The organism is Nesterenkonia alkaliphila, from assembly GCF_009758175.1.
In the GTDB taxonomy this organism is placed as follows: Bacteria; Actinomycetota; Actinomycetes; order Actinomycetales; family Micrococcaceae; genus Nesterenkonia; species Nesterenkonia alkaliphila.
This window is the reverse complement of sequence record NZ_WRPM01000098.1, coordinates 13,744-25,421: the sequence shown is the minus strand read 5'-3', so window position 1 is coordinate 25,421 and position 11,678 is coordinate 13,744. Positions and strand designations below refer to the sequence as shown.

Here is an 11,678-nt window from a genome sequence, read left to right as displayed (position 1 = left end):
ATGAGTGAGAACCAGTTCAGCGTCGGCGAGAAGGCGACGCACTTCATCATCGACGAGGTCGCGAAAGCAAACACGAATTTTCGTCAGGTGCTCTGGACGGGAAAGCATTCCCAACTCGTTGCGATGACGATTCCGGTGGGCGGGGAGATCGGCGACGAGGTGCATGACACCACCGACCAGTTGCTGAGTTTTGTGTCGGGCAGCGGAGAGGCCGACCTTGACGGCGAGACGCACACCGTTGATGCTGGCGACCTGTGCGCTGTCCCGGCCGGTACTCGCCACAACTTCCGCAACACTGGCGATGAGCCTTTGGTGCTCTACACCGTCTATTCACCTCCGGAGCACGCAATTGACGCGGAGTATGCCACGAAGGAACTCGCTGATGCGGCAGAGGCTTCGGGTGAAGACGCTCCGCCACAGGCAACCACGTAAGTGGCACTCACCTGGAGAATGAGGAGAAGTCAATAATGTCGAAAGCGCTGGTCTTCGCCGCCTATGGCGGCCCCGAGACGCAGGAACTCGTTGAACGCCCCGCTCCGGCGCCTGGGCCTGGAGAGCTCGCGATCGAAGTGAAAGCGGCCGGGGTGAACCCTGCTGACTGGAAGATCCGTGCGGGGCAGATGGGCTCCCACTGGCCGCTTCCCGCACCGATGGGCCGAGAGGCCTCCGGTGTCGTCACCGCCGTAGGCGCAGAGGTCGAGAACTTCGCTGTCGGTGACATGGTGCTCGGCCTCGCGGCCAAAGGACAGGGAACGTTCGCGAAGCACACGGTGTTGGATGCGGCACAAACCGTCCAGAAGCCCGAAGAGCTTTCCTTTGCTGACGCTGCAGCACTGCCTGTCGCAGGGGCGACTGCGTATGACGTGACGCATCAGATCGAGCTGGAACCTGGTCAGACGATGCTGATTCTTGGCGCCGGAGGTGGGGTCGGGCTGATGGCGGCGCAGATCGGCAATGTGCACAAGTTCACGGTCATCGGTGTGGCCAGTGCAGCGAAGCAGGAACTGGTGGAGTCGACCGGTGCGACGTTCGTTGCCTCCGGGGAGGGTGCGGCTGACCGGGTGCGTGCCATCGCGCCGGAGGGTGTTGATGTGCTCATCGACCTGGTCGGTGGGCAGGCGCTTCGTGATCTCGCGGTCGTCGCCAAAGACCCGAGCGTCATCATCAGTACCGCAGACCCGACCACCGTGCAGCAACTCGGTGGCGTAGCGGTGGTGCGCACGCGTGAAGGGCTCGAGAAGGTCACCGGCGTCGCCCAGTACGGTCTCGTCGACCCGCAGGTGACGGACCGGTACAGTCTCGATCGGGCTGCGGAGGCCGTCGCCATGGTGGAGGCTGGGCGCACTGCCGGCAAAGTGATCATCGAACCATGACCCAGCGGCCTGAGGCACCGACGGACGCCGTATTCACAGCAGCACGGACGTCTGATCCTGTGGCCTCAATAAACCGGGTGGCCGATGCATACGGGTCGCCTGAGGTTGATATCGAGGGCATTCTCGGCGCCGAGATCTCACCGGATGACCCTGACCGTGCGGTCATCGAGCCGTGGGCCGCGGCAGTCGATGGCCCCATTCTTGATGTCGGCGCGGGTACCGGGCGTTGGACCGGTCGCCTCGCACGCCTCGGACACACGGTGGAAGGGCTCGAGCCATCGGATCGCCTCATCACGATTGCCCGAGCCAGACATCCCGCGGTTGTGTTCCATCACGATTCCATCGAAGATCTCGCCCGTTGCGAGACCCGCTGGGGCGGGATCCTCGCCTGGTATTCGACCATTCACATGAGCTCAGAAGAGCTCCTACACGCGCTCGCAACACTGCGCACTCGGCTGGGTGACGGCGGATCGCTGCTGATGTCCTTTTTCGCGGGGCCGCGGCGGGAGGCATTCGACCATCCGATCGCCGCCGCATACCGGTGGCCGATGAACAAAATGGTCGAAGCCCTCACCTACGCCGGGTTCGAGGTGATCGGGCAGCGCTCGAACCCGCGGACGCCACACGCGTACATCACTGCACGCGCCACCCCTGGCTTCAGCTGAAGCGCGTGTGTTGTGCCACGAGTCGCCATACTAGAAGGGAAGGGAAGGGAAGGATGCCGTTGGCTGTTTCAACCGATGTGGATGCTGATCCAGCAAATGATCTCTGCGTGGCCCGTGTACCGCTGTTTCAAGGGCTCACACATGCGCAGCAAGTGGAAGTTGCGGGATTTGCACGTACCGTCCGATTAGACGCTGTCGAGCAGGCGTATACAGCAGGCTCGGATATGTCGCAGTTGATGGTGGTGCACACCGGTCAGGTGAAGATCGCTCGTACAAGTGCGGCTGGGCACGAGCAGGTGATCCGGGTCCTCGGTCCGGGCGACTTCATCGGAGAATCCGCGTTTCTCACCGGCACGAGACCCGATCACGCAGCAGAAGCGCTCGTGCATACCGAACTGTGCGTGTTCCGTCATGCCGATCTCGGGCGTCTCGTCGAGAAGCATCCGAGCATCGGGCTGCGCATGCTGCAAGGAGTGAGTCAGCGCTTGGATGATACTGAGGCGCGGCTGGCTTCTGTCATCTTCGGAAACGTGAGCTCTCGTCTCGCCGATTACCTGCTCTCGCTCCCTGCGACGCCAGGGCCGCGAGGAGCCATCGACGTGACGCTGCCGCTCGCAAAGAAGGACATCGCTTCGCTCCTGTCCACGACACCAGAGTCCCTCAGTCGGCAACTTCGCAAACTCACCGACACCGGGGTGATCTCACAACAGGAACAGGGGCGGATCACGATCACTGATGTGACCGCGCTCACCGCACTCTCAACCCTCTCGAAGAGAGACTGAGAACAGCACCGTGCCAGCCCAGACCATCGCCCCACGTACCTCCGAAGCGTCACACGCAATGTCATCGACGGGGGAATTTCTTCGTAACCGCAAGCTCATGATGTTCGTGCTCGCCGGTTTGGCGACCGGGGTTATGCTCTGGCTGACCGGCGCAGAGATGGCTCTCGGGGTCACCGCATACTTGGTGCTCGGTATCGTGATCGTGATCACCGCGATCGACATGTTCAAAGATCTGATGCGCGGGCATTGGGGGCTCGACATTCTTGCGGTCATCGCCATGATCGCGACACTCGCCGTACAGGAATATGTCGCGGGGCTCATCATCGCGTTGATGCTCACCGGAGGGGAAGCACTCGAAGACCTCGCCGCTCGCCGCGCGAGCCGAGAACTCGACCAACTGTTGAGCCGAGCCCCAGCATTCGCGGGTCGAATTCACCCGGTAACAGGTGAGGTCGAACGCATCGCGATCGAAGAGGTGAAAGTCGGCGACGAACTGCTGGTGCGCTCCTCAGAGATCCTCCCCGTCGACGGGGTGCTCCTATCGAATCACGCGACGATTGATGAATCATCCGTGACCGGTGAACCGGTCCCGGTGAACTACCACGCGGGCGACCCACTGCTTTCTGGAACGGTCAACAGCACGACGAGCTTCACGATGCGCGCGCAGAAGGTGGCAGCCGATTCGAACTACGCCTCGATCGTACGGTTGGTCGAGGAGGCCGTGGACTCCCGGGCACCGATGGTGCGACTCGCCGACCGTTATGCGGTGCCGTTCACCATTGTGTCATTGCTGATTGCGGGCTTCGCGTGGTTTCTCAGCGGGGACCCGGTGCGGTTTGCCGAGGTGCTCGTCGTGGCGACGCCGTGCCCGCTGCTCATCGCCACCCCGGTCGCGTTCATGGGCGGGATGAGTTCCGCGGCAAAGCTCAACGTCATCATCAAAGACGGTGGCGTGTTAGAGGTGCTCGCCCGGGTCCGTGCAGTCGCATTCGACAAGACCGGCACCTTGACCGAAGGTAAAGCCGACGTCGTCGAGATTCACCCTGCTGCTCGCACCGTAGACGAGACGCTGCAGCTCGCGGCCGCCGCCGAGCAGTACTCCGTGCACGTGTTCGCCGATCCGATCGTGGCATCGGCACGCACACAGCAACTTGAGCTTCCCGAAGTGGTGACGGCCGACGAGGTGGCAACAAACGGTGTCCTCGCCTCCCTGGCAGACGGCACCTCGGTGCGAGTGGGCAAACCCTCATTTATCGAAGAGGTGACCGGGCCGATCGATCGACCCGTACTCTCAGCTGGGGAGACGGCCGTCTACGTATCGGTCGGTGACGAGCTCGCCGGAGTGATCATCTTGTCCGACCCGATTCGTGAGCAGTCTGCAGACACGGTGTCCCGTCTTCGCCGAGCAGGCGTAGCCGAGATCGCGATGGTGACCGGTGATATCACGTCGACCGCGGAGTCTGTCGCACACGCGGTCGACATTCAGACGGTGCACGCTGAGACCACTCCCCAGACCAAGGTGCGGATTGTGCAGGCGATGCGGCCGAGACCCGTACTCATGGTCGGCGATGGGATCAATGATGCCCCGGTGCTGGCGGCCGCCGACGTCGGTGTTGCGATGGCGGGCAGGGGTGCAACGGTCGCGAGCGAGTCAGCAGCGGCGGTGATCACCTCGAACGACATCGCGCGAGTGGCAGATGTGGCCTATGTCTCGCGGCGCACGGTGCAGATCGCCCTGCAGTCGATCTGGATGGGCATCATCATCTCAGTCGGTTTGATGCTCGTCGCCGCATTCGGCTATTTGCCGGCGGTGGTGGGAGCGCTGCTGCAAGAGATTGTTGACCTTGTGGCCATTCTGTCGGCGCTCCGCGCGCTCCGAGCGCACCGGGGTGCGCGGCGCGAGAGCCCTGCTCGGCGGGAAGTGCCGGTAGGCTAACCCGCGAGGCCGACTCACACAGTCACGATCGGATCAGCCGGTTGACCGCGGCAGTGGCCTCCTGAATCTTCTCGTGGGCGGCCTCGTCGCTAAGCTTGGCGGCATCGAGCACACAGTGCTTCAGGTGATCATCGAGCAGCCCCGTCGCCACCCCCTGCAGCGAGCGGGTGAGCGCACTGACCTGGGTCAGAATGTGGATACAGTAGTGCTCTTCGTCGATCATGTTCGCGATGCCCCGGGCCAAACCTTCGATTCGTTTCATGCGCTGCAGGTAGCGCTTCTTATCGCCGATATACCCATGGTGCGACGCGTGCGATTCAGTGGTTGATGACATGTGCTGATCCTGGGCTGCGTGAGCTCAGTTCGTGCGTTCGAGCACGGCGCGAGTGCTGGCTTCTGGGCTGAGATCGATGCGGCGCAAGAGCTGGGCATTCAGCGCCACGACGATCGTCGACAGCGACATCAGAATCGCTCCGACCGACATCGGCAGCACGAACCCGACGCGGGCGAGCACACCGGCGGCAAGCGGCACCGAAATCAGGTTGTACCCGGCCGTCCACCACAGGTTCTGTTTCATCTTGCGGTAGGCAGCACGTGAGAGTTCGATCACTGAGAGCACCGAACGCGGGTCAGAGCTGGCGAGGATCACCCCTGCCGACGCGATCGCCACATCGGTGCCCGCCCCGATAGCGATACCAACATCGGCTTGCGCGAGGGCGGGGGCATCGTTGACACCGTCGCCGACCATCGCGACAGCCGTGCCTTCGTGCTGCAACTCGGCCACCTTTGCGGCCTTATCTTCGGGGCGCACGCCCGCGAACACACGGTCGATACCGAGTTCGCGAGCAACCTCCCCCGCGACGGCTGCAGCGTCACCGGTGATCATCACGACCTCAACACCGAGCCGATGCAGTGCGGCGAGGGCATCGCGCGACTCCGGGCAAATCTCATCGGCGAGCTTCAGCCCGCCGATCATGATTCCGTCACGAACGACATGCAGAATGATGGCACCGTCGGCCCGCCAGGCATCGGCTGCACCGATCTCGGGCTGCCCGGTTTCTTCCAGAAGCCGGGGCCCACCGACCTGAATCTCGTGGCCGGCCACGGTGGCGGTGACGCCAACCGCCGGTGAAGAAGAGAACCCGGTGGCGGGTGCAAGGCTGAGGCCTCGGTCGCTCGCCGCGGCGACGATCGCTTTGGCGAGGGGGTGCTCGCTGTCGGCCTCGGCCGCGGCGGCCAGGGCCAGCAGGGCGTGCTCGTCAACATCGCCGACTGGCGCGACACCGGTGACAACCGGTTCGCCCTTGGTGAGTGTGCCCGTCTTGTCGAAGAGCACCGCGTCGACTTGGCGCATCGTCTCGAGCGCGAGACGATCTTTCACGAGCACCCCGCCGCGAGCCGCGCGCTCGGTGGCGATGGAAACCACGAGCGGAATCGCCAAGCCGAACGCGTGCGGGCAGGCGATCACTAGCACGGTAATGGTGCGCATCACGGCCGCATCTGGGTCGCCCACGAGCATCCAAACGATCGCGGTGATGACCGCTGCGGCGAGGGCGAACCAGAACAGCCACCCTGCAGCCCGGTCGGCGATGCGCTGCGCACGAGACGACGAGTTCTGTGCGTCGGCGACGAGTGGGTTGATGCCGGCAAGTGTCGTGTCGTCTCCGATGGCGGTGACTCTGACTCGCAGCCCCGAATCGGTCGCGACCGTGCCGGCGGTCACCGCATCGCCCTCGCTGCGGGTCGCGGGGTGCGATTCGCCGGTGATCATCGATTCATCCATGGCCGCACGTCCGTCAACAATCATGCCGTCGGCCGGCACGCTGCCGCCCGGGCGCACGATCACGAGATCATCAACGCGCAACTCCGCCGGGCTCACCGTGACGGCCGTTTCACCCTCGACCCGCGCGGCTTCGTCGGGCAAAAGCGCCGCGAGGGAGTCGAGCGCAGAAGTGGTCTGGGCGAGCGAACGCATCTCGATCCAGTGCCCGAGCAGCATAATGACCACCAGCAGCGCGAGTTCCCACCAGAATTCGAGCTCGTGATGCAACAGCCCGAGTGTTGCGCCCCACGATGCGAGGAAGGCCACGGTGATGCCCAGGGCGATCAGCAGCATAATGCCCGGTTTGCGGGCCTTGATTTCGCTCACCGCGCCCGTCAAGAATGGGGAGCCGCCCCAGACATACATCACGGTGCCGATAACAGGTGCGATCAAGGTGGCCCAGCCTGGTACTGAATAGCCGAGGATCATGGCAAACATTGGCGAGAACGCGACGACTGGCACCGCGAGCACGAGATTCACCCAGAACAGGCGCCGAAACTGTGCCACATGATCGCCGTGGCCGCCGTGACCGCAGTGGCCCATATGGCCAGCGTGACCATCGTGATCCTCGTGCCCAGTGCGCTCATGGTGCTCGTGGCCACTGTGAGGCCCGTGGTCGTGCCCGTGGCCCGCGTGTGGCTTCGTCATGGGTGTCTTCTCTCGGCTGGGCGACCGGGCCCGGTGTGCTAGGCAGCCTGCTTGGTGACGGACGTGAAGCCGCGCAGACGCAGGCTGTTGCCAACGACGAAGACGCTCGAGAACGCCATCGCCGGCGAGCATTGGGTTGAGCATACCGAACGCTGCGACCGGAATCGCTGCCACGTTATAGGCGAACGCCCAAGACAGGTTCGTCTTGATGGTGCCGAGCGTCTTGCGTCAGAGTCGGATCACATCGACAGCGCTCCGCAGATCGCCGCGCTACTGCCTTTACTCACCGACCTTCAAGCAGTTCGTCTTCCGACCCAGACTTGTAGAGCGAATGGCAGAAGCCGTTGAGAAGTACCAAGCGCTACTTTGCCGTGCGCCGGTCGCAAAAGGTTCGGTCAAGGTCTGACGGGTTGCAGAGGAGATCGAGTGCCGTCGCACTGGCGGCGTGACTAGAACTGTCACCTATCCGTGCAGCAGTCCCGTCTGTGCGTTCGGCTCACTTAGCTGGACAGGCAGCACTTGAACTTGCTGGTCTTGATTCTGCCGAGTTGCCGACTCTTGCAACGGCAAGTGATGTAGATCCGGCAGCAGTAGTTCTGGTTACACCGTCCGAATGTCGAGCGTAGGGTGGCAGTTGGAAGTTGATTGGCCAGGCGTGATAGAGGCGGGACTTCTCAGGGAGAGTCACGTCGACAACATCAATCGTCTTGCGGACGTTGCCAAAGTCGGCAATTGGGAGGCGGTATTTCGTCTTCTTGATCGAGAGCGATTTCTGAGCGCAAATCAATGGAGAATCGCTGGTGACTCTTGGTTCACACCACTTCACCAGGCAGTTTGGCTCGGCGCCTCATCGGAGGTCGTGGATGAACTCATCCGCCGCGGAGCATGGCGTTCGTTACGGAACGCTGAAGGCGATCGTCCAATCGATATTGCTTTGAAACGCAATCATCAGCATCTTGCTGATGCGCTGACCGTGCGTGATCTGAGCGACAACGAGTTTGCGAAAGTTTGCTGCATGGGACAAGTACCTATCTGAACTGATTCAGGAACGTACCGAGTCTTTGGAGCCCTAAAGATTCGGCCAATCCCTTCCGAGATCATCGCGTTGGAGACATTGGACAATCTGTACTTTGGTTATCCAGGTATGTACGGCGGCTTCTCGATGTCGATATTCAAGGGTCGATTGCTGGTTGAGAGTTGGAGCCGAGTCGTTGGCGGTTCAGGCCAGGCCCATGTCATTACCGAGAGCGGTTGTGTGCTTGTCGAGGAAGGCTTCGTTTAAATTCTCATAGTCGAGGCTTGATCGACGAGTGCACCAGCTGCGACTAAGGAGATGCGAACCTGCTTACGGTCGACACCGAGAGTGCGTGAGATAGCGCGCATTGAGATGCCACCGCCGTGCAGCTTCACTATCTCTGCGGCTTCCTCGATTGTGAGGCCGTGCTGGCGGCGCACGACGTTGCTCCGGGTGAGATGCTTCGAGACGGTTGCACGGTGCACACCATACTTCTGAGCGAGGTATCCGACGCTGAAACCAGTGAGGTAATCGTCGACAAGTCGATCTACTTCTGCGGGGGTGAGAAAGGTTTGAGGTTTTCCAATCCTCCTTACGCAAGGCCCTCGTACGTCGTGAATCGGGGTATTATCGGCCCGCTGCGATACCCGGTATACCCCTCGTTTCCAGCGAGAAATCAACGATTTCAGCTTCGGGGTGGGGTTTGAGAACTTTCTACGCAGGGACCCCATAGAAAAGGGCCGCTGACTGAGGAATTTTCCTCAGTCAGCGGCCCTTTCCGGTTCTTGCTTCAGCGGGTCTGGCTGACCTCGGCAAAGTCCAAGCGTGTGCTGCGGGGGTACTGAGCCAGCTCGTCCTCAGGTGCCGGGGCATGGCCCAGGTTGACCACCGCGATGGCCTTCCAGCCGTTCTCAGCATGGAAGTCCTGGTCGATCCCGGCGGCGTCGATCCCGGTCATCGGGCCGACCTCCAGGCCGTGGGCGCGCAGCGCCAGCAGCAGATAGCCGAACTGGATGAAGGCATTGTCCCGGCCCATCCCGTGCCGGTTCTCCGGCTGGGAGGCGAAGTTCTCCTTGACTCCGGGCACGGCGGGGAACAGCTCGTCCATGTTCAGGTGCCAGTTCGGCTCATAGGCGATCACCAGACTCAGCGGGGCCGCAGCGGTCTTAGCCTTATTGCCGCCCATCATGTGCTCCACCAGCTTCTGCCGGGACTCGCCCCGACTCACCAGGGTGAGCCGCAGCGGCTGGGAGTTCATGGAGACCGGGGCGAAGCGGGCGTCGTCGTAAGCTGCCTGGACCAGCTCGGGGTCCACCGGGGCGTCGGTGAAAGTGTTTGTGGTGTGCCGGCCAGCGAACAGGGTGTCGATGGCCGGGCGGTCAAGGGTCTTCTCCGCGGTCTGAGCGGTCACAGGTTCTCCTTCAGGTGAGCCTATTCAAGGGGTCACCAGTGGGGAACTCCGGCACTGGCGGGGTTCTTCCGCAGTGTCGGCAGAATCACAACGGGGCCGCCGGTGGCCGAGCAGCCGACTACCGGTAGGCACGCTCGTACTGGACAGGCAGGTAGTCAGGCCGATGCCCAAAATGCTGGGCGGTGCGCAGCGGGAAGTGCGGATCGCGCAGAGCCTCACGGCCGATGAGCACCACATCGGCCTGGCCGGTGAACACAATGTGCTCAGCCTGCACCGACTCAGTGATCAGTCCGACAGCCGCGGTGGGGATCTCCGCCTGTTCCCTGATGCTGGCGGCCAGCGGCACCTGATAGCCGGGGCCGATGGGGAAACGGATTGGCGCATTGGCCCCGGATGAGACATCGATGAGGTCCACACCGCGCTCCTTGAGCCAACCCACCACCTGCACTGTCTCCTCCAAAGTGAGACCTTCCTCAGTCCAGTCAGTGGCTGAGACCCTGACCAGCAGCGGGATCTCTTCGCCGATGCGGGAGCGGACCGCCTCGGCAACCTCCAGCACAAGCCTGGCCCGGTTCTCCAGGGAGCCGCCATAGGCGTCCTGGCGGAAGTTGCTCAGCGGGGAGAGGAACTCATGCAGCAGGTAGCCGTGGGCTGCGTGGACCTCGATGATGTCGAAGCCGGCGCGCAGGGCACGTTCCGCGGAGTCGGCAAAGGCCTGGATGATTGCGCTGATGCCTTCCTGAGTCAGCTCCTTAGGCTCAGCAAGGCCCGGGTAGGCCACCGCTGAGGGTGCCAGAGTTGTCCAGCCGCCCTCCTGCTGGGGGACACTGCCGGAGCCCTCGACGAATGGACTGTAGGTGGAGGCCTTCCTGCCAGCATGGGCCAACTGGATTCCGGCTGCCGCGCCCTGGGAATGCATGAACTCCACGATCCGGGCCAAGGCCTGCTCCTGGGCATCGTTCCACAGCCCGAGATCCTCCGGGGAGATCCGCCCCTCGGGGGTGACACCGGTGGCCTCCACAATCACCGCCCCGGCCCCTCCCCTGGCGAAGGCGCCTAGGTGAGCCAGATGCCAGTCCGTGGCCACCCCGTCCCGGGCCTGGGCCGAGTACTGGCACATCGGCGGGATCCAGATCCGGTTGCGAATGGTGCGGCTGCGCAGGGTGATCGGCTCGAAAAGGGCAGGTGCGGGGCTCATCGGGGTGCGGTCTCCTTTGCTGGGGCGGTTTCCATCTAGCTGAAAGCGTTGGGCGCCAGACTCCATTCCCGCCGCCCGGCCGTGCCAGACTGGCCGGTATGACTCTGCCGGACTTCATCCGCGCCGCCAACCAGCGCGGAGACCCGCAGCTCTATGAGCTGGAGAACCAAGCCATGGACCCCGACGGTGCGCTCTGGACAGCTCTGGAGCAGGCAGCACCCTGGGCGGGGAGGACCCTGGTGGACCTCGGCTGCGGCTCCGGCTACTGGCTTCCGGCGTATCACGCCGCCGGGAGGCTGATCGCGGTGGAGCCGGATGAGGATCTGCTGCCGCTGGCCCGCGCCCGGGACTCATCCGCCGAAATGCTCCACGGCTCCGCCGAGCACCTTCCGCTGCCTGATGCCAGTGCGGATGTGGTCCATGCCCGCTTCGCCTACTTCTTCCCCAGCCGGCACTTCGATCCGGAGCCGGGGCTGCGGGAGGTGCAGCGGGTGCTCAAGCCCGGGGGCCGGCTGGTGGTCGTCGACAATGACAGCCTCAGCGGCCAGTTCGCCGAGCTTCTGCAGGCCAGCCCCGGGTCCCAGGCTCAGGGCCATGGAGACTACTCCACCCGCTGGTGGGCCGAGCGCGGGGCGGTGACCACGCCAGTGATGAGCTCCTGGGAGTTCGGCTCCCGGCAGGACTTCGAAGATGTGCTGTATCTGGAGTTCGGCGAGACCGCCGGACCGTGGCTGGCCGCGCATCCGGAGGCCACCGGGCTCAGCTACGGCTATCTGCTGCACACCTGGACCAGGGAAAGCCGGCCGCAGCGCCCCGGCTGAGCCGCAC

Annotated in this window: 11 protein-coding genes and 1 pseudogene; 7 read left to right on the top strand and 5 right to left on the bottom strand. The window is 63.3% G+C overall.

Annotated features, from left to right (window positions below):
• From GNZ21_RS13775 to GNZ21_RS13755, 5 genes are read left to right on the top strand one after another with little or no spacing between them, the layout of a single operon-like run.
• A complete protein-coding gene (locus GNZ21_RS13775; protein ID WP_017791817.1) occupies positions 1 to 432 on the top strand; it encodes a cupin domain-containing protein in 432 nt (143 codons plus the stop codon).
• 35 nt (positions 433 to 467) lie between these two features.
• Complete coding sequence (locus tag GNZ21_RS13770) at positions 468 to 1,373, top strand: NADP-dependent oxidoreductase (protein WP_157325320.1); 906 nt, start codon at positions 468 to 470, stop codon at positions 1,371 to 1,373.
• Positions 1,370 to 2,038, top strand: coding sequence for a class I SAM-dependent methyltransferase (locus GNZ21_RS13765; RefSeq protein ID WP_157325318.1), 669 nt, complete (start codon positions 1,370 to 1,372; stop codon positions 2,036 to 2,038). Before GNZ21_RS13770 ends, GNZ21_RS13765 begins: the two co-directional genes overlap by 4 nt.
• Before the next feature lie 53 nt (positions 2,039 to 2,091).
• Entirely contained in the window at positions 2,092 to 2,820 is a 729-nt protein-coding gene (locus GNZ21_RS13760; RefSeq protein ID WP_087625637.1) for a Crp/Fnr family transcriptional regulator, read from the top strand.
• Positions 2,821 to 2,878: 58 nt separating this feature from the next.
• Positions 2,879 to 4,756, top strand: coding sequence for a heavy metal translocating P-type ATPase (locus GNZ21_RS13755; protein WP_157325316.1), 1,878 nt, complete (start codon positions 2,879 to 2,881; stop codon positions 4,754 to 4,756).
• A 22-nt stretch (positions 4,757 to 4,778) separates the two neighbouring features.
• Here the strand turns inward: GNZ21_RS13755 and GNZ21_RS13750 are convergent, their stop codons facing one another.
• The 3 genes and pseudogenes from GNZ21_RS13750 to GNZ21_RS16030 form a co-directional block, all read right to left on the bottom strand.
• Positions 4,779 to 5,090 (bottom strand): metal-sensitive transcriptional regulator, encoded by a 312-nt coding sequence (locus tag GNZ21_RS13750; protein ID WP_017791812.1) that lies wholly within the window; start codon positions 5,088 to 5,090, stop codon positions 4,779 to 4,781.
• A 24-nt stretch (positions 5,091 to 5,114) separates the two neighbouring features.
• Positions 5,115 to 7,226, bottom strand: a complete 2,112-nt coding sequence (locus GNZ21_RS13745; RefSeq protein ID WP_157325314.1) for a heavy metal translocating P-type ATPase — start codon at positions 7,224 to 7,226, stop codon at positions 5,115 to 5,117.
• Positions 7,227 to 7,264: 38 nt separating this feature from the next.
• Positions 7,265 to 7,496: pseudogene (locus GNZ21_RS16030) on the bottom strand (hypothetical protein); the annotation flags it as partial.
• A gap of 343 nt (positions 7,497 to 7,839) precedes the next feature.
• Here GNZ21_RS16030 and GNZ21_RS15750 point away from each other — a divergent pair.
• Positions 7,840 to 8,262 (top strand): ankyrin repeat domain-containing protein, encoded by a 423-nt coding sequence (locus GNZ21_RS15750; protein WP_198346035.1) that lies wholly within the window; start codon positions 7,840 to 7,842, stop codon positions 8,260 to 8,262.
• Between the two features lie 769 nt (positions 8,263 to 9,031).
• On the opposite strand, the gene GNZ21_RS13725 is transcribed toward GNZ21_RS15750, so the two are convergent.
• Both GNZ21_RS13725 and GNZ21_RS13720 read right to left on the bottom strand, forming a co-directional pair.
• Positions 9,032 to 9,652, bottom strand: coding sequence for a malonic semialdehyde reductase (locus tag GNZ21_RS13725; protein WP_188503682.1), 621 nt, complete (start codon positions 9,650 to 9,652; stop codon positions 9,032 to 9,034).
• A gap of 118 nt (positions 9,653 to 9,770) precedes the next feature.
• Positions 9,771 to 10,850 carry an NADH:flavin oxidoreductase/NADH oxidase gene (locus tag GNZ21_RS13720; RefSeq protein ID WP_157325312.1) on the bottom strand — a complete coding sequence of 360 codons (1,080 nt, stop codon included), beginning with the start codon at positions 10,848 to 10,850 and terminating at the stop codon, positions 9,771 to 9,773.
• Positions 10,851 to 10,948: 98 nt separating this feature from the next.
• On the opposite strand from GNZ21_RS13720, the gene GNZ21_RS13715 reads away from it, so the two are divergent.
• On the top strand, positions 10,949 to 11,671 hold the full coding sequence (locus GNZ21_RS13715) for a class I SAM-dependent methyltransferase (RefSeq protein WP_157325310.1): 723 nt from the start codon (positions 10,949 to 10,951) through the stop codon (positions 11,669 to 11,671).
• Positions 11,672 to 11,678: the final 7 nt, after the last annotated feature.